16 protein-coding genes are annotated in these 17,763 nt (G+C 66.5%); 10 read left to right on the top strand and 6 right to left on the bottom strand.

All coding sequences use genetic code 11. The annotated features are described in order from the left end of the window. Positions 1–37 precede the first annotated feature (37 nt). Positions 38–358: a GYD domain-containing protein gene (locus QF047_RS15645; protein WP_307278964.1), complete on the top strand. Its 321-nt coding sequence runs from the start codon at positions 38–40 to the stop codon at positions 356–358. A gap of 466 nt (positions 359–824) precedes the next feature. Here QF047_RS15645 and QF047_RS15640 read toward each other — a convergent pair whose 3' ends face one another. From QF047_RS15640 to QF047_RS15630, 3 genes are all read right to left on the bottom strand, one after another. Then, positions 825–3,485: a PEP/pyruvate-binding domain-containing protein gene (locus tag QF047_RS15640; RefSeq protein ID WP_307278961.1), complete on the bottom strand. Its 2,661-nt coding sequence runs from the start codon at positions 3,483–3,485 to the stop codon at positions 825–827. Positions 3,486–3,658: 173 nt separating this feature from the next. Then, the gene (locus QF047_RS15635) at positions 3,659–3,925 is read right to left on the bottom strand and encodes a hypothetical protein (RefSeq protein ID WP_307278958.1); all 267 of its coding nucleotides are present in this window, start codon (positions 3,923–3,925) and stop codon (positions 3,659–3,661) included. 250 nt (positions 3,926–4,175) lie between these two features. Next, on the bottom strand, positions 4,176–4,484 hold the full coding sequence (locus QF047_RS15630; RefSeq protein WP_306638391.1) for a hypothetical protein: 309 nt from the start codon (positions 4,482–4,484) through the stop codon (positions 4,176–4,178). A 450-nt stretch (positions 4,485–4,934) separates the two neighbouring features. Here QF047_RS15630 and QF047_RS15625 point away from each other — a divergent pair, with 450 nt between their 5' ends. The 3 genes from QF047_RS15625 to QF047_RS15615 are packed head-to-tail and all read left to right on the top strand — an operon-like array spanning position 4,935 to position 9,624. Beyond that, entirely contained in the window at positions 4,935–5,957 is a 1,023-nt protein-coding gene (locus QF047_RS15625; protein WP_307278955.1) for a 3-oxoacyl-ACP synthase III, read from the top strand. After that, positions 5,951–8,641: an alpha/beta fold hydrolase gene (locus tag QF047_RS15620; protein WP_307278952.1), complete on the top strand. Its 2,691-nt coding sequence runs from the start codon at positions 5,951–5,953 to the stop codon at positions 8,639–8,641. The genes QF047_RS15625 and QF047_RS15620 overlap by 7 nt, the downstream gene beginning before the upstream one ends. After that, positions 8,638–9,624, top strand: a complete 987-nt coding sequence (locus QF047_RS15615) for an NAD(P)-dependent oxidoreductase (RefSeq protein ID WP_307278950.1) — start codon at positions 8,638–8,640, stop codon at positions 9,622–9,624. The genes QF047_RS15620 and QF047_RS15615 overlap by 4 nt, the downstream gene beginning before the upstream one ends. A 54-nt stretch (positions 9,625–9,678) precedes the next feature. Here the strand turns inward: QF047_RS15615 and QF047_RS15610 are convergent, their stop codons facing one another. Further along, entirely contained in the window at positions 9,679–10,380 is a 702-nt protein-coding gene (locus QF047_RS15610; RefSeq protein WP_307278946.1) for a DUF4386 domain-containing protein, read from the bottom strand. A gap of 132 nt (positions 10,381–10,512) precedes the next feature. On the opposite strand from QF047_RS15610, the gene QF047_RS15605 reads away from it, so the two are divergent. Further along, positions 10,513–11,160 (top strand): TetR/AcrR family transcriptional regulator, encoded by a 648-nt coding sequence (locus tag QF047_RS15605; RefSeq protein WP_307278943.1) that lies wholly within the window; start codon positions 10,513–10,515, stop codon positions 11,158–11,160. Here QF047_RS15605 and QF047_RS15600 read toward each other — a convergent pair. Further along, positions 11,157–11,852, bottom strand: a complete 696-nt coding sequence (locus tag QF047_RS15600) for a DUF2306 domain-containing protein (RefSeq protein WP_307278940.1) — start codon at positions 11,850–11,852, stop codon at positions 11,157–11,159. The genes QF047_RS15605 and QF047_RS15600 overlap by 4 nt on opposite strands. A 303-nt stretch (positions 11,853–12,155) precedes the next feature. On the opposite strand from QF047_RS15600, the gene QF047_RS15595 reads away from it, so the two are divergent. From QF047_RS15595 to QF047_RS15575, 5 genes are all read left to right on the top strand, one after another. Beyond that, positions 12,156–13,025, top strand: a complete 870-nt coding sequence (locus tag QF047_RS15595; protein WP_307278937.1) for a DUF1295 domain-containing protein — start codon at positions 12,156–12,158, stop codon at positions 13,023–13,025. 259 nt (positions 13,026–13,284) lie between these two features. After that, positions 13,285–13,926, top strand: coding sequence for a DUF1326 domain-containing protein (locus QF047_RS15590; RefSeq protein ID WP_307278934.1), 642 nt, complete (start codon positions 13,285–13,287; stop codon positions 13,924–13,926). An 11-nt stretch (positions 13,927–13,937) separates the two neighbouring features. Further along, positions 13,938–14,741, top strand: coding sequence for a DUF2182 domain-containing protein (locus QF047_RS15585; protein ID WP_307278931.1), 804 nt, complete (start codon positions 13,938–13,940; stop codon positions 14,739–14,741). Between the two features lie 289 nt (positions 14,742–15,030). Next, entirely contained in the window at positions 15,031–15,234 is a 204-nt protein-coding gene (locus tag QF047_RS15580; protein WP_307278930.1) for a helix-turn-helix transcriptional regulator, read from the top strand. Further along, complete coding sequence (locus QF047_RS15575; protein ID WP_307278927.1) at positions 15,227–16,417, top strand: type II toxin-antitoxin system HipA family toxin; 1,191 nt, start codon at positions 15,227–15,229, stop codon at positions 16,415–16,417. Before QF047_RS15580 ends, QF047_RS15575 begins: the two co-directional genes overlap by 8 nt. Positions 16,418–16,452: 35 nt before the next feature. Here QF047_RS15575 and QF047_RS15570 read toward each other — a convergent pair whose 3' ends face one another. Next, a complete protein-coding gene (locus QF047_RS15570) occupies positions 16,453–17,622 on the bottom strand; it encodes a sensor histidine kinase (RefSeq protein ID WP_307278924.1) in 1,170 nt (389 codons plus the stop codon). Positions 17,623–17,763: the final 141 nt, after the last annotated feature.

The following is a 17,763-nucleotide window of genomic DNA, read 5'->3' as shown; positions in this document are numbered from 1 at the left end:
CGGAACACCGTGTTAGGGATCCAGGGAAGGGAAAACCATGCCGAAGTATCTGTTTGAAGGGACGTACGTGGGCCAGGGAATCAAGGGGCTCATGCAGGAAGGCGGCACCAAGCGGCGTGATGCCCTGACGGAGGCCCTCAAGTCTGTAGGCGGAACGCTGGAGAGCTTCTACTACGCCTTTGGTTACTACGACGTCCTGGGGGTTTTTGACGTGCCGGATGATGCAAGCGCTGCAGCACTGTCGCTGCTGATCAATTCGACCGGGAACGTCAACGTCCGGCTAAAGCCGCTCATGACGGTGGAAGACCTTGACGAAGCCGCCAAGAAGACGCCGTCCTACCGGGCACCGGGACAGTAGGGGAGCCTGGCACCTGGCCAGCGGGCCGGCGTCGTGGAAGTACGACGGCGGCCCGCTGGCTTTTGCACGTCAGGGTTGCCATGGGTGCGGATTATTGCGGACACTGCCTGGCTGCCAGGAGGGCGAGATCGTGAATAAGTCGCTGGACTTCGCGCTCGCGTCCGCTGCTCCTGGAAAGCGGGGATGGGGAGGCCGTGAGCCCTTGGCTTGGAGGAGCAGGAACGGGCCGACGGGCCGCTGGCGATGCCGCGGAGTCCGATGCGTCTTTGATCGTCACGATTATCCCCTTACGCGAACTGGTGTGAACACCTTAGAAAGCAGTTACCCCCGGCGGAAGAGCTTTTATCCAGCGAAGGAATTTATTGCGCGATTCTTGCGGATTCCTTGAAGGTTCCGCCGTTCCGGTGATGTGCCGGCAGGGCCGATCTGGGTGCTTATGCACCCACGACGTCGCCAACCGGAGCGGCTAAGCAGCGGCGGACTGCTCGATGGTGACGGTGCCGGCATCGCCGTCCACGGTGATCTGCTGGCCGGTGGAAAGCCGTTGTGTGGCCACTCCAGTGCCGAGGACGGCGGGGATCCCGTATTCGCGGGCCACGATAGAGCTGTGGCTGAGCGGGCCGCCGACGTCCGTCACCACGGCGGAGGCCATCGCGAACAGCGACGTCCAGGCCGGAGTGGTGATGCGGGCCACCAGGACGTCGCCCGGCTGCATCTGGCCGAAGTCCTGGGGCCCGGCCAGGACGCGGGCGGGAGCGCTGACCCTGCCCGCACTGGCGCCGACGCCTTTGATGGTGCCGCCACTCTGGTGCTGCGAGCCGGCCGGCATCATGGAGCCGAAGGCCCGCTCCATCCACCGGCTCTCGGGCAGCATCTGCGGGGCGGCGGCCTTGGCCTGGCCCCGCCACAGCATCTTCCGCTCCTCGACGGCGGCGGCACGGACGGGCCGCTCGGCCCCCGTGATGGCTGCGGTGGCCCGCGCTTCCGGTGCTGCGAGGCCGAACTCGACGGCGCTCCGGAGCTCCTGGATGCGCAGCCAGAACACATCGCCGGGCTCCGTGATGATGCCCGCGACCACCAGCCGCTGCCCGAGTTCCAGCAGCATCCGCCGCAGCAGCGGCCAGGCAAGGCCGACGTCGGCCAGCGCGTCTTCCCGGATCGGGGCGGTGTCCTGGGCCCACCGGAGCAGCCGGAGGAACGCGGACCGGCGGCGTGGCCCCAGCCGGGCGGCCATTTGTTCTGTAAGCGACTCGCGGCGTTCGGTCAGCAGCCGCTGCCGCTCGTGCGGGTCGGTGCCCTTCCCGCGCAGGTAGAACTTCACCGTTTCCAGCAGGGCGGAGGGATCGTCGGCCGCCACGGGACTGGCGAAGTCCAGGTTGTAGACCGCGTGGCCGAAGAGGTCCAGATGCTCCCGGAGGCAGAAACGCCATTCCTGCCACAGGACGGTGTCCACCCCTTCGGGCGGGGAGCCGGTGCGCTGGGACTCGGCGAGCGCCGCCGTCGGCTCCTTCAGCAGCGCCGTTGTCAGTCCGGGGTCGCTGCGGGCCCAGCCGGCCAGATCGTACAGTGACTTCTCCGCCCGGATGGGTTCGCTGTCGAAACCGAGGAGGAGCGTCTGGGCGGGCGGATCGCCGTCGCGCCGGACCAGCTTGTCGTAGAACGCCCGGAAGGAGATTTCGCTGGTGGCCGCGAGCGGAATGATCGACTGCACGGCCGTGTAGTACAGGGTGCCGGCATCCAGCAACGCGTGGACACCGGCCAGCAGTTCCTCGCCGGACAGCTCGGCGGCGGGCTTGACCGACCAGTCCTTGATCGCCCGTTCGTACCTGGGGTGGGAGAACTCGCGCCAGCCGGCCACGCCCATGTGCGCCTTGCCGCCAACCAGCGAACGCATCGCTGTGACCGACCTGCCCATCATCCGCCACATCGCCGAACTGCGGTAATAGTAGTAGGCGTAGCCGTTGATGGTGGGCAGTCCAATGTCCCCGTCGCGCATGACGTTCTTGCCCACGGCCTCGGCCATCAGGGCTGTCAGCGAGCGCGCCACCGAGCCGTCGATCATGTCGGCAAACAGGGGCGAGAGCGGGTCGGGCAGCTGTTCCACGATGCTCGCCCGGAAGTAGAGCCCCTTCGGGTACGGCAGCGCCCAGGTGTCCGGGGTGTCGGCCGCCGGTTCGGGCAGCGCCGTGATGGGCCGGGACTGCAGGATGAAGAACTCGCCGCCGGCCCGCGCCCACTCGACGTCCTGCGGCGTACCGAAATGCTCCGCGATCCGCTGTCCGTGGCCGGCGAGTTCGGCCGCGGCCTTGTCGTCCAATACGGCCGCACGACGGCGGGCTGCCGCCACCGGCTGCTCGCGGGTGCCGTTCTCCGCATAGACGGTCATGACATCTTTGTCCGCTGTCTGCCGCGACACCACGGAGCCGGTCCCGGCGTCCACCACCACGTCATCGGTGGTGACCGTCCCGCTGACTACCGATTCGCCCAGGCCCCACGCGGCACTGATGACGGTCTGGTCGCGCCGGCCGTTGGTGGGGTTGGCGGTGAACATGACCCCGGCCGCGTCTGCCTCCACCATCTGCTGGATCACGACGGCGAGCCGCACTTCCTCCGGTCCCACACCTTCGCGGGCGCGGTAGGCCATGGCGCGGGCCGTCCAGAGGGAGGCCCAGCAGCCGATGACGGCGGCGGTCAATGCCTCCGCCCCGCGGACGTTCAGGTAGGTTTCCTGCTGCCCGGCAAAACTGGCGGAGGCAAGGTCCTCGGCTGTGGCGGAGGAGCGCACCGCTACGGGGGCATCCCCGCGGCCGCCGAGACTCGCGTAGCCTCCGGTGAGCTCGGCGGCGATCCCGTCGGGCATGCTGCCACTCTCGAACAGCGCGCGGATCCGCTCGGACGCGTCCTCGTAGTCCTGGGGCGACGCCTCGGGGGACAGCGCGGCCAGTTCCTGGATGCGCTCCCCAAGGTGGTTGTCAGTGACGAACCGTGAATACGCGGCGGTGGTGAGGACAAATCCCGGCGGGACCCGCAGTCCAGCCTGGATGAGTCCGCCGAGTCCCACGGCTTTGCCGCCGGCCACGCCGACGTCGCCCCGTCCCACATTGCCTAAATCCTCGACGAAGGTCATGACCGCGCGTCCTTGCTGCCCGGGATGGGGCGCCTGCACTGAACCTGGTCCTCAACATACTGGCACTGCAGGGGGCAGGAGGCCACAGACTGAGGCCCGCCGCCGTCACCGGTTCCGCAGGAGCCCACAACCGGGGGATTCTGCGGGGTCCGTGGTGCTCGGGCCGGGCGAGCCTACGGCTGCACGGAGTCGAAGAACGTGTAGCCGGAATCCGCCTGCCCGGTCTCGGCCTCGCGGGATTTCATCCGGATGAAGTCCACATCCTGCTGGGAGAGCGTGGTTTCGCCGTGGGGATCTTCGTTGAGGGGCCGGCCCGTCGCTGTACTGATTTCTGCGGATAACGTTCGCGGAAGGATCACGCAGCCGGGGTTTTCAATCAGCCACCGGGTGACTGTGGAGGGAAGCCGGTGCCACTGGTCTCGGATAACGGTGTCGGTCATGGCGTGCTGCCAACGTTCTTGGGGATGCACTGCCGGCCCGCGGAAACGTGGAACGGCGGTGACTGGGGATCAGTGACCCGGGTCCGGGCCGACTGCGGGGACGGGTAACGGTTGATGCCCCGTTCTGACCGGGTGGTTCCGTCTTGGCCGTCCTCATTATTCGGGGCACCGGATGTCCAGTCACGGCGTCCCGACGTACAGCGAGTCTACGCCCCCACTGCCCACAGGAGGCCGGCGAAGGCCGTGCAATCTACGGGAATGATGGCACCGCGGGGGCTGGCTTCAAAGGCGGGGCCGAATCGCTGAAGGACGGACGCCGGCCGGACCGGTAGGCAGAGTCGATGACGGGTTCGAGTTCGTCGAGCACGGTGCGGTTCCCCGGGAGAACCACGTGGGCCAGGAACTCCGATTCAAGGGAAGCAACGCCTGCCGCCGCCGCTCCTAGTTTGGCATCGATGGACAGGGACAGTGCGTGCCAGAACCTGCGGTTGGCGCGTTCGAGCTCTTTTGCCTTTGCTTCCCGGATAGGGCCTTCCGCAGTATCCCCCGGGGATGCCATGGTCCCATCGGACCCCGGCAGTGAAACTACGATGCGGAATTGCCTCCCGCCGCCCCTGAAGGCGATGGCACTCCGGTTCCCGCGTTGACTGAACAGAACATCCGTCGCCCCGTAGTCCACAAGCGCTTGTCTGATGTGTTCCCGGGAAGCTCCGCTGCTCAAGGAGTCGCCCCGGGTGTAAGGACCTGTCATCGTCCAACTATGCGCCTTGCTGCCACTCCTTGCTTCATCTTCCGGTTGGTGAGCCCTTGATGCGCCTATATCATGCTAAGCATGCTTACCATTGGTACTTCGGTTAGTTGGCTATTGGCATGGGGTGGGGCGGGCCACGGACCTTGGCGAGGGAAATATGCAGGAACCGGGCCGGCACCAGCATAGTTAAGCTTTGGACTTGTGCTTACGGGTACAGTCACCGCAGGAATGCAGGACGGAAACGAACAGGGGCTTCAATTGGCAGGAAATGCAACTTTCCGGCACAGCAACACCGCGCTGCTCTCGGTGAGCAGCGTCGAGGCTCCGAGGATCGTGAGTTCCACGGATTTCGACCGCAGGCTGGCCTCCACCCTGCAGCGGCTGAAGTTCCCGCCCCGGCTGCTTGAGCGCGTTGCCGGGGTAACTCACCGCCGCTGGTGGGCCGCCGGGACGTCGTTTGATGATGCTGCCGCCGAAGCGGGCGCAAAAGCCCTGGCCGAGGCCGGCGTCGAAGCGTCCGACGTCGGCCTGCTGATCAACACCTCCGTGACCCGGCGCAACCTGGAACCGTCCGTCGCGGTGAAGATCCACCACGGGCTCGGCCTGCCGTCGTCGGCCATGAACTTCGACCTTGCCAACGCCTGCCTGGGCTTCGTGAACGGCCTGACCCTGGCGGCCAGCATGATCGACTCCGGCCAGATCAAGTACGCGGTGATCGTCAACGCCGAGGATGCCGAGGCCACGCAGGAGGCCACGCTCGCCCGGCTCCAGCGGCCCGAAACCACACGCGAGGACTTCAACCGGGAGTTCGCCACGCTCACCCTGGGCTCCGGAGCTGCTGCCGCCGTGCTGGGCCCCGCGGACCAGCACCCCGGCGCGCACCGGATCGTGGGCGGTGTGATGCGCGCCGGCACCGAACACCATGAGCTGTGCGTGGGCGGCATCGACGGCATGGCCACTGACACCAAAGGCCTGCTCGACGGCGGCCTCCAGCTCGTCGTCGACGCCTGGCACGAAGCAAAGCCGGAGTGGGACTGGGCCGCCATGGACCGCTACGTCACCCACCAGGTGAGCAACGCCTACACGCAGGCCATTATCGACGCCATCGACCTGGACCCGGCCAAGGTGCCCATCACGTTCCCGCACTGGGGCAACGTAGGCCCCGCCTCCCTTCCCATGACCCTCGCGGCCGAAGCGCAATCCCTCGAAACGGGGGACCGGGTCCTCTGCATGGGCGTGGGATCCGGGCTGAACACCGCCATGCTGGAAATCGTTTGGTAACCCCGGACTGGCCCGGCGTCCGCCCGGAATGGTCCCGCACAATCGAGGTAAAGTCCACGTCCGGCGGCGATGTGCCAGGAACAGTGCGCCAATGGCACCTGCTGGACAACGGCGCGGAGCTCGCCCGCCTCGGCCTGGCGCCGGCGGGTACCCTGCTGTGCGTGCACGGCAACCCGACGTGGTCGTATTTGTGGCGGACGCTGCTGGCTGCCGGATCGGATCCGGCCCACCGGTGGCGCGTTGTGGCGGTGGACCAGCTGGACATGGGCTACTCGGAGCGGACGGGCACCTTCCGCCGCCTGCCGGACCGGATCAACGACCTCGGCGACCTGACGGATGCCCTGGGCCTGAAGGGGCCAGTTGTTACGGTGGGCCACGACTGGGGCGGCGTGATCAGCCTGGGCTGGGCCCTCGCGCACCCGCAGCAGCTCGCCGGGGTGGTGCTGACGAACACCGCCGTCCACCAGCCCTCCGGTGCGGATATCCCGCCGGCCCTGCGGCTTGCCCTGCATCCCGCCGTCCATAAGTGGGGAACGACGACGTCGGACGCCTTTCTGCGGGTGACGCACTCGCTGGCACACCCGCCGCTGCCCGCTGGGATCCGCAAGGCCTATGAGGCGCCCTACCGCGGAGCCCGCCGCCGGGCCGGGGTGGGAAACTTTGTGGCGGACATTCCCGTGGACGCATCCCACCCCAGCTTTCCGGCACTCAGCGGCGTGGCCGAAGGGCTGCGCGGGTTGCAGGTCCCGGCGCTGATGCTCTGGGGCCCCCGGGATCCCATCTTTTCGGACCGGTACCTCAAGGACCTCCTCACCCGGCTTCCGCACGCCGACGTGCACCGCTTCGAAGGCGCCGGCCATCTCCTGGCGGAAGACCGCGATATTGCCGAACCGGTTTTCGACTGGCTCGCCCGGAACGTTAGTCCCCGCGAAAACGAATCCCCGGAAGCGGAAGCCGCAACGGCTGGCGGCCTGGGGCTGGTGGATGCTCCCGAGCCCGCGGAATTCCGGCCCCTGTGGGACCTGCTCGGTGAGCAAGCGGCAGGGCCGGCGGGAGGGGAAACTGCCGTCGCCGAAATGGCGCCGGACGGCACCACCGCCCGCTCGCTCAGCTGGCACCAGCTGGAGCGGAACATCCTGGACCTCGCCGAAGGGCTCCGGGACGCCGGAGTGGGAAACGGCAGCCGGGTGAGCCTGATGGTTCCGCCGGGAGTGGACCTGACCGTAGCCCTTTATGCCTGCCTGCGGCTGGGCGCCGTGGTGGTCGTGGCCGACGCCGGACTGGGAACCAAGGGCTTGAGCCGTGCCGTGAAAGGCGCCACCCCTGATTTCCTGCTCGGAATCGACAAGGCGCTGGCTGCTGCCTCGGTGCTCGGCTGGCCGGGACGGCGGATCAGCGTGCGGGACCTCCCGGCCAGCCGCCGCCGGATGCTGGGAGTCGAGACTTCCCTCGCCGCCCTCGCCCGCGCGGGCGCCGGAGGCAACCCAGGACAGCTGAGGGAAAGCGCGTATCCGGAGGCCCCGGCCGCCGTACTCTTCACATCCGGTTCCACCGGCCCCGCCAAGGGCGTGCTCTATACGCACCGGCAGCTGGCCGCGATGCGGGACACGGTGGCCGAAACCTTCGGGATCCGTCCCGGCGCCCGGCTGGTGGCAGGGTTCGCCCCGTTCGCCCTGCTGGGACCGGCGCTCGGCGCGGTGTCGGTGACGCCGGCTATGGACGTCACGGCGCCCCGCACCTTGACGGCCAGCGCGCTCGCAGACGCCGCGGCAGCCATCGATGCCACGGTGGTCTTCGCCTCGCCGGCGGCGCTGCGGAACGTCCTTGCCACCCGGGAAGGCCTGAGCGCGGCGGGGCACAAAGCCCTGGGAAGCATCGGGTTGCTGCTGTCAGCCGGCGCACCTGTCCCGGAACCGCTGCTCGCAGAGGTGCAGCGGCTGCTGCCCCGGGCGTCGCTGCACACGCCGTACGGGATGACCGAGGCGCTGCCGGTCACCGACATCAGCCTCGAGCAAATCCAGGCCGCCGACGCCGATGCTGCCGCCGGCACCGTGACGGGAGCAGGCAACGGCGTCTGCGTGGGAACGTCGGTGCACGGCGCGCGCGTGGCCGTGGTCCCGCTGGCAGCGGATGGCACGGCGCCCGGGTGCGATCCCGTGACGGAGGCCGGCGTCACTGGCGAAATCCTGGTCAGTGCCGCCCACGTCAAGGAAGCGTACGACAGGCTGTGGCTGATCCAGCAGGAAAGCAGCAGCCTGCCGGGATGGCACCGCACGGGAGATGTGGGGCATTTCGACGCCGTCGGCCGGCTGTGGGTGGAGGGCCGCCTCGCCCATGTGGTCACGGCTCCTGGTGCTGTGGTGACGCCGGTCGGCGCCGAACAGGCCATCGAACGCCTGGACGGCGTCCGGCTGGCGGCCATTACCGGCGTCGGACCGGCGGGCACCCAGGCCGTGGTCGCCGTCGTCGAGACCGTCCCTCCCGCCCGCAAGGCCGGCCCTGCCGCGCCGCAGCTCGCCGGGGATGTCCGGAGGGCGGCCCTGGAGGCAGGCGTCCATGTCTCCGCCGTGCTCGCAGTCCCCGCCCAGCCCACCGATATCCGGCACAACGCCAAGATCGACAGGAGCCGCCTGTCCCGCTGGGCCTCGCGGGTGCTGGCCGGCGGCCGGCCGGGAACGCCATGAGGGTCCTCGTCACCGGCGCCAGCGGCCTGCTCGGGGGAGAGGTGGCCCGGCTCCTGGTGCGCCAGGGCCAAAACGTGACCACCTTCCAGCGCCGTCCGTCAGGAGTCGACGGCGCCACGGACTTCTGCGGGTCCCTCTCGGACGAGGAAGCGCTGCGGGCAGCCGTCCAAGGCGTTGAAGGAATCATCCACCTCGGTGCGAAGGTTTCTTTCACTGGCCGTGCCGCGGAGTTCGACGAGGTGAACGTCGAAGGGACGCGCCGCCTGCTCCGTTGCGCCCGTGCGGCCGGGGTACGGGACGTGGTGTTCGTGTCTTCCCCGTCGGTGGCCAATTCTGGCGCCGCCATTGCTGGGCTGGGCGCGGAGCCGGCTGACCCGGAGCATGGGCACGGCGATTACTCGCGCACCAAGGCCGAGGCGGAGCTGCTGGCACTGGCAGCGGACACTCCGGAATTCCGGGTGACGGCGGTACGCCCCCACATCGTCTGGGGCCCCGGCGACACCCAGCTGGTGGAACGGGTCCTGGCACGCGCCGGCCGGGGCCGCCTGCCGCTGCTCGACGCCGGCGCGGCCCTCATCGACACCACGTATGTGGACAACGCCGCCGCGGCCATCGTCGCCGCGCTGCACCGCATGGGCCACGTCCATGGCAGGGCCTTGGTGGTGAGCAACGGCGAACCTCGTCCGGTGGGCGAGCTGCTGGCAGGCATCTGTGCCGCGGGAGGCGTCCCCGCGCCGGCGTGGTCCGTGCCAGGTGCCGTGGCGCGGGCGGCGGGAGCGGTGGTGGAGAAGCTCTGGACCTGGGCCGGGCGGAAAGAAGAGCCGCCCATGACCCGGTTCCTCGCCGAGCAGCTGTCCACCGCCCACTGGTTCGACCAGCGCCAGACGCAGGAACTCCTCAACTGGTCTCCCGCAGTCTCGCTGGATGAGGGCCTGGCGAGGCTGGCCGAGCACTACAGTTCACAGCCAGCGCCGCCGTCGTAAATTACGACGGCGGCGCTCGGGTTGGGAAGGCTGCCCTTCAAGGGCGCCAGCCGCTCAGCTGATGGTGAGCTTGCGGCCCTTGATCAGGAGCCAGAAGATGAAGCTTGTTTCGCCGATGATGGCGAACAGGCCGAACACCGGGGTGAATCCATCCACGAACGCCACCCCGAGTGCGTCGAGGACGTATCCCGCGCCGGAGATGACCAGGAGGACTCCGAAGACTTTGGGGACAAAGGTGGAGCGGAGTTCCAGGTACCCGATGAGGATGAGGTAGAGCCCGAACAGCCCCAGGCTGGTGAGCCAGATGGTACGGAACGATTCGATGGCGTTCATGGCCTGTTCGGGATCGTCCAGCAGGGTGTAGGCGTAGGCCAGTTGTCCTGCTGCCGCGGCGAAGAGCCCTGCGAATGCGACGCGCATCCAGGCTGCGGCCGCTGACAGCGGCCTGTTGACGCCTTTGAACAGGGCGTACCAGGCGGCAGAAACGAGCACATCGAGGAGAATGACCAGGTAGATGCATACGACGCCGGCAAGGTAGATGGGCCCCGACTGCGAGATGTCCTGGGCAGTTTTACCTGCATCTCCCGAAGTGATCAGGGGCATCACGCCGCCGAAGTAGCCGGCCGCCATAAGGATCACCACGAGCAGCAGTCCCAGCCCGGACACCAGGCTGGCGGTGGCGGGTGTCCAGCTGCGGAAATCCAGTTTCGAGGTGCTTTGGGAAGGGGAGGTGCGGGTTGCTGGGAAGGTGCTCATGACATCTGCCTTACGTCGTAAGTTTATGATGTAAGCAAAGTACGCCTACGGTGTAAGGTAAGTCAATGGATCAAGGAGAAAGAGGGGGCATGCCGGAAAGGAAAAGCCAGCGGGCCGGAGAGGCGGGCACGTTTGAACCGCGGCAGGGTACTCGAGACCGCCATCAGGCTGGCGGACGAGGGTGGGATCGAAAAGTTGTCGATGCGCCGGCTGGGGGATGAGCTGGGCGTGGAAGCGATGTCGCTGTACAACCATGTTTCCAATAAGGAGGACCTGCTCAACGGGATGATCGATGCCCTCTACGGTGAGATCGAACTGCCATCCCATGACGATGACTGGAAGACCGCCTTGCGCAAGCGGTCCGGCTCGGTGCGGGCAGTCCTGCAGCGCCACCCCTGGGCCAACGGACTCATGGACTCAGCCACCCAGGCCGGCCCCGCCACGCTGAGGCATCATGACAGGGTGCTCGGGACATTCCGGAACGGGGGATTCTCCCTGGCTATGACAGCGCACGCCTTCTCCGCTTTGGATAGCTACGTGTACGGCTTTGCGAAGCAGGAAAAGGCCCTGCCCTTTGATTCGGGCGAAGAAGCGGCCGCCATGGCCCACGTCATGCTTGCCCAGCTGCCGTCCGGCGAGTACCCCTACCTCCATGAACTGATGGCCAAGCATGTCCTCCAGCCGGGATACAGCTACGCTCACGAGTTCGCGTTCGGGCTGGACCTGGTGCTCGACGCCCTGGAGCGGGCCAGGGATTCAGGGGCCGAGCCGCGGGACTAAGCGGGCTGGATGGAAGGGCGGGACTTTGATGCGGGATCCTGCCCGCGGCGGTAGATGAAGTATTCGGCCACCGCCAGGCTGAGAACCCATGATGCCCCGATCAGGAGTGCCCGGGTCAGCTCGTTCACCGGCCCCACCAGGACAATCCAGGGAATGGTCACCACAACAATGGTTCCCTGGGCAACGCCGATGGCGTACGCCCGGGACATCCACTCACTGTGCCGGACGTAGTTCCGGCGCCGCACGGCGATGAATCCCAGGATGATGAACGCCACCATGGCGGATCCGAAGACCAGGCGGAGGGCGAGGAGAAGCGGTCCGTCCAGGGGTGGGAGGTCATAGAAGACGGCCATCCACAAACCGGACAGGGCGGCGAGCAGGCCGGTAGGGGCGAGGATGCGCCCGGCGATCTTGTGCCAGCTTGCCCTGCCGCGTTTGCCGCGGCGCAGGGCGGGAACGAACTGGAACGCGCCCAGCACCAGGTACACGGTGACCGCAGGGATATGGATCAGCACGGGGACAGGTGAATCGAAAAAGCGCGCGTTGTCCGGGGTTACCTGGCCTCCCGTCAGGTCGGTCAGGCGGACGGCCCCGGCGATGATCGGGACGAAGCTGAGGAGGATCAGGCCGGCGGGCGCGAGCCACCGGGATTTGGGGTTTGGGCGGGAGCGGCGGATAGTTGCAGAGCTCATGGTCTCGCTTCTTTGAAGTGGCTGGGCCTTGCCCTGGCACGGGCATCGTTGTTCCTGCAGGGCCTGCGGTGGGAGTCCAAGCGTTGATGGCCGGAATAACGGTGCCCAGCAGCACCTATTCGTACGGCGTAGGCCCAACCTACTGCACTTGGTTCCGGCAAGCGACAGGGACGCGGATTCTTTCGACGGCGTCGAGCTCGTGCCACCCGGCCAGCCCTGAAAACGCTGACGGCAGCAATACAACACCCTCACTGCTACGAAGACTGGGTGGGCGAGGGTGGTTCGAAGGAGAGGTCCGATTACATGAACGAAAAGAGCCGCAAGGCGCTCATCAGCATCCCCATCGCGGTGGTGGCGGCGGTGCTCATGGCCCTTGCCGGAAGCCAGGGCGCGCCAACTCTCGGCGGGTTCCCGGTGTTCGCGCTGGGTGTTGCTGCCGCATTTGTCATCCAGTGGCTGGTGTTCGTCCCGTCCTACAAGGCGCAGACGGAGAGGTTTTACGATCTCACCGGTGCGCTGACATACATCTCCATCACGGTGTTCCTGGTGCTGGCTTCCCCGGGCGTGGATGCGCGCGGCCTGGTGCTGGCGGTGATGGTGGTGCTGTGGGCCGTCCGGCTGGGCAGCTTCCTGTTCCTGCGGATCAGCAAGCACGGCAAGGACGACCGGTTCGATGAGCTCAAACCGGACTTTTTCCGCTTCCTGAACACGTGGACCATCCAGGGCCTGTGGGTGGTGCTCACCGCGGCGCTGGCGTGGGTGGCCATCACCTCCGACAAAAAGGTGGGCCTGGACCTGTTCTTTTGGGTTGGGCTGCTGGTGTGGGCCGCGGGTATCACGGTGGAAACCGTGGCGGACGTCCAGAAGGCCCGGTTCAAGGCCCACCCCGCCAACAAGGGCCGCTTCATCAACACGGGCCTGTGGTCAAAGTCCCGCCACCCCAACTACTTCGGCGAGATCACGCTCTGGGTGGGCGTCGCCGTCATTGCCCTGCCGGTGCTGCAGGGCTGGCAGTGGGCCGCGCTGGTCTCCCCGGTGTTCGTGGCCCTGCTGCTCGTCAAGGGCAGCGGCGTGCCGCCGCTGGAGGCCAAGGCGGACAAGAAGTGGGGCAGCCAGGCGGATTACGAGGCGTACAAGCAGAACACCCCGGTGCTGGTGCCGAAGCTTAACTAGGAGAGGGGGAGTGCGGCGATGGCCAGGACAAAGCCGGGCGGGAACGGCAACCCGGCCTCGAATGGCCCGTTTGGGGTTACCTTCTCTCCATTGTCGGGGCCGTGTTTCACCGCCTTCGCGGCTTGCCCTAAGGCGCGAATCTTTTGGTAACACGGCATATTGACTGCCTCTAGCCGGAGGCATACCGTCTGCATTATCGGGGTAATTCGCCCTGTTTTCACGGAATGAGGCGCCGGGTCCGGGCCACTTCTTAGCGGCGATGGCGCCAGGTGAGGAGGATTCTGTGTCTTGGGAAATGTCCGGAACATATGTGGGCAACTGCACTTGCCAGCTGATCTGTCCGTGCCCGGTGGACGGGGTGCCAAACGGACCCGGAGGTGAGTGCCACGGCATGAATGTCTTTCATATCGCCAAGGGAAGCCTCGATGACACGGACTTGTCCGGTGTCGACTTCGCGTTCCTTAACTGGTTCCCCACGCATCTGACGGCGGGCGGCTGGAAGGTGGGTGCCGTCATCGACCAGTCCGCGTCCGACGCCCAGGTAGGCGCCTTGGAAACCATTCTTCGGGGCCAGGCCGGCGGTCCCTTCGGCGACCTGGCCGGGCTGTACGGCGAGTGGCTGGGACTGGAGCGTGCCGCCGTCACGTTTACCGACGGCGAGCGGCCTTCCGGCTCGGTCGCGGGCAAGGCCCAGTTCACGTTTGAGCCGTTGCCCGGACCCGACGGCGGCGCGACCACAGTGAAAAACGCGATGTACGGCTTCGCGCCCGAGTTCCGGATCGGAAAAGGGCCGGGACATGTGGACCTGTTTGGCCAGGAGTTCGACGGCGTCTATGGCGAAACGTCTGACTTCATGTTCGCCAGTGAGATGGCAGAGGGCGCTCCCAGGGGCCGGGGCTGAGCGGCCGGCCGGTGGAACGCAGGAAGCTGTTCACTATCGGTCAGTCGGTGGCGAAGGCCTCCCGTGTTGATCCGCGGGAGGCCGGCCTTGTGGCTGCCCTCCTGCTCCTCGCTGCTGCCAGCTGGATTTTCACATCCACGCAGCTGGCGGGGATGGACATGGGCTCCTGGACTTCGCCTGGGCCCCTGGGCTTCTTCACCCTGACGTGGGTGGTGATGCTGGCAGCCATGATGTTCCCGTCGGTGGCACCGATGGTGGTGGCGTACCACCGGATCCAAAGGCACCGGCGGCAGGCCGGACGGTACGCGCCGGCAGGGTCCACGGCGGTCTTCGTAGTGGGTTACCTGGCCGCATGGACGGCCTTCGGACTGATGGCCTATGGGCTCTACATGTCGGTGGCAGGGCTGGCGCCGGGGATCTTTGCTGTTGACCAGGGCGGCCGCTACTTTGCGGCAGGAGTCATCCTGATGGCGGCGGTCTATCAGCTCACGCCGGCCAAAAAAGTGAGCCTGATGAAATGCCGCACGCCCATGGACTTCATCCTGCACCGCATGCGGCGGGGCTATTCCGGTGCCCTCCGGATGGGTGTGGAGCACGGCGCGTGGTGTGTGGCGTGCTGCTGGGCGCTGATGACCGCGCTGTTCGCGCTTGGGGTGATGAGCGTCGGCTGGATGGCCCTGATCGGGGCCTTCATTGCCGGGGAGAAGATGCTGCCGTGGAGGCGGCTCGCCAACCGCGCCGTTGCGGTGGCGCTGGCTGTGATCGCGCTGGGTGTGGCTTTTGCTCCTGTGGCGACAAGTGGAATGGGAATGTAGCGAAGGAGAAGGCCCATGCCGAAGTAGCCCCGGCGGGGTAAGGGCGACCTGCGGCGGAACGTACAACCGCGGCACCCGGGGGGGTGCCGCCGTTCGGCGTGTGGCGCAGGGATTACCCACCAGCGGTCCACGACAAATCTGCAATATCATTCCGATTAGCTGTTGATGGGAATCGCCGGCCCACGCGTCGCGGGAATTTCGGAAATATTTTGCGGATTTAGATCCTGTGGGGCCTATGACACGGTAGCATCGATGGAATCAGCAATATGTTTCGGAAAGGTGTGTCGCCGTGGAGGACATTGCGGCCATAGGCGCCGGTATCCGGCGCGCCCGCAAAGAAGCCGGCATCACGCAAGAGACGCTGGCTGACCTGATCGAAACGTCCTCCCGGACCATCCACGCTATCGAAACGGGGACCGGTAATCCTTCGCTGGTAACCGTCGCGGCCGCGGCCAACGCGGTCGGGCTGCATCTCAGGGCTACGGATGACTGAGGTCCTGGGGCGCCTGAAATTTGTCCGCAGCGCGGACGTGTACAAGGCGGGCGTCCTGGCCGGTCACCTGAACCGTACCAACCGTGGCAGTGTTGTCTTTTCCTATGTGCCCGACTACCACGCGTCGGGCGGCCGGACTGTCGCCAGCACACTGCCCCTCACCGCGGAGCGGGTGGAAGCCCCCAGTGGTGCCCTACCGTCCTTCTTCTCCGGCCTCCTGCCCGAAGGCCACCGCCTTACCGTGCTCAAGGACGCCGTGAAGACGAGCCTGGGGGACGAACTCAGCCTTCTCCTGGCCGTCGGCGCCGACGTTCCCGGCGACGTCCAGATAGTACCTGCCGGGGCGTCACCTGTGGAGCCCCTGCCGCTGGCGGACACGTCGCACCCGGAGGACCTGGACTTCGCCTCCCTGGCTGAAGCGGTGGATCGGCACGGCCTGCCCGGGGTCCAGTCCAAGGCCAGCGCCTCAATGGTGACAACGCCGCTCGCTCTGGCCAACCGCCGCTACCTGCTCAAGCTGGATCCGCCCCAGCACCCGCATCTGGTCCTCAACGAAGCAACCCACCTTGCTGCGGCAAAAGCCCTGAAAATCCCGGTTGCCAAGCACAGTGTTGTCCTGGACCGGAACGGCCTTGCCGGCCTCCTGGTTCAGCGGTTCGACCGCACCCAGGGCGACGGGCTGCTGCGCCTGGCCCTGGAGGATGCCGCGCAGGTCCTCAACCTCCCGCCGGCATCAAAATATGCCGTGAGCTCGGAGGAAGTTGTGCTGGCCCTCGCCGGGCTGTGCAAAGCCAAGGTCATCGCCGTAAGGAACCTGTATCTGCAGTTCGTCTTCGCGTGGCTGACCGGTAACGGTGACCTGCACGCCAAGAACGCCTCGGTTCTGGAAGGGCAACAAGGAGGCTGGGCGGTGGCCCCGGTCTACGACATCCCCTGCACGCTGCTTTACGGTGACGACACTATGGCACTTACTGTCGCCGGCAGGGTGAAGAACCTCAAGGCCAGGCATTGGCAGGATTTCGCTGCCAGCATCGGACTTCCGGAAAGAGCTGCCATAGCCGCAAACAAACTTGCCCTGACCGCGGCTGTCGCCATCGACCTGGGCACTCTGCCCTTCACTGGGTCGCCCCTGAACGGGGCGCTGCGGGAACTGCGATTCCGCCGCGCTGAGCTCCCGGGCTGATCCCCGTCCTGGTGTGCCGATGTCTTGTTGGTTCACTAAGGCGACGAGGGAAGGTGGGCGCTCAGGAAGAACCCGCTATCTCTCGGTCCCCATTCGATGCTTCCTCCGGCGACTTCGACTCTCTCCTTAAGCCCCAAGAGCCCATAGCCTGAAGTACCGTCAAGATGGTTCTCGGGCCTGCCGCCACCATCATCAGAGATGTTGAGAGTCAGCGAGCGGGGTTCCCACCGGAGATCGATGAGCGCATTCGTTCCGGAACCGGCGTGCTTTGAAATGTTCGTCAGCGACTCCTGCACTACACGGTACGCTGTGTGGCCCACGCTGGGGTCAAGCCTTCCCGCCTCCCCGTAGGCTTTCACGTCCACTTGCACTCCCGCTGACCGGACAGGTTCGATCAGCCACTTTATGTCATTCAGGGTGGGAAGCGGGTTTTGCTGTTCGTTGGCTGGTTTCCCCCCGGGCGGCTTCAGCAGTCTCAGGAGGCGGGCAAGTTCCTGCGTAGCCTCCGTTCCAACGGATTCGATGACTTCCAGGGCCTGGGCTGCGCGTTGGGGATCGGTGTCGATAACCCGCCGGCCGCCGGCCGCGTGCAGCATCATCACCGTGACGGCGTGGGAGACGATGTCGTGCAGTTCGGCGGCGATGTGCGCGCGTTCCTGGGCGATTGCGGCCTCAGCCTGGCGCCGGTCTTCCTCCAAAGAGTTGATGCGGAGACGGTTCCGCGCCACAAAACGGCCGAAGGCCCATGCCCCTCCCAGCCACACGGCCCCGGTACCGATGAACCACAGATCCTCATCAAGGGGCCTGCCGCGTGAAGTGATCAGGACAGGAAAGGCGACTGCGGTAATGAGGGCTGCCAGGGACTGCCGAAGCGGGCGATCGGATGCCACTGCGGCCAGCGTGACCAGGACAGGGGTTATTGGCATGTAGGGGACGCGGTACACCTCCGAGAAGTTGAAGTACGTCGGAGTGGCGAAGACTACGAAGATCGCCTGGTGCAGCAAGAGCCCGGCGAAAACCATAACCGGGGCGCGGTGCCTCCAAAAGAGTGGGACGAATCCGCCCGCTACGTAAACAAGAGCCGCCACAGCAAGGACTCCCGAGAGCGAGCCGGACGTAGCCGGAAAGAAACTGGCGAGCTCGACGGCAAATGCCAGCAGCACGACGGCGAAATCTGCCCTGGTGAAGCCGGGTGGCCGGTTCACCCCCAGACCGGAGCGTGACACCTTGGATATCGGCGATCTTTGGACCACTGTCCACCTCACAACGGGTTCTCAGTCAAGGCTGTGCCTCTGTCCTCAGTGTGCGCCCGGGCAGGACTTTCTTCATCCACCCTCCGTATGAGC

The organism is Arthrobacter sp. W4I7 (assembly GCF_030816215.1).
In the GTDB taxonomy this organism is placed as follows: domain Bacteria; phylum Actinomycetota; class Actinomycetes; order Actinomycetales; family Micrococcaceae; genus Arthrobacter; species Arthrobacter siccitolerans_A.
This window is presented reverse-complemented; position numbering and strand designations above follow the sequence as displayed.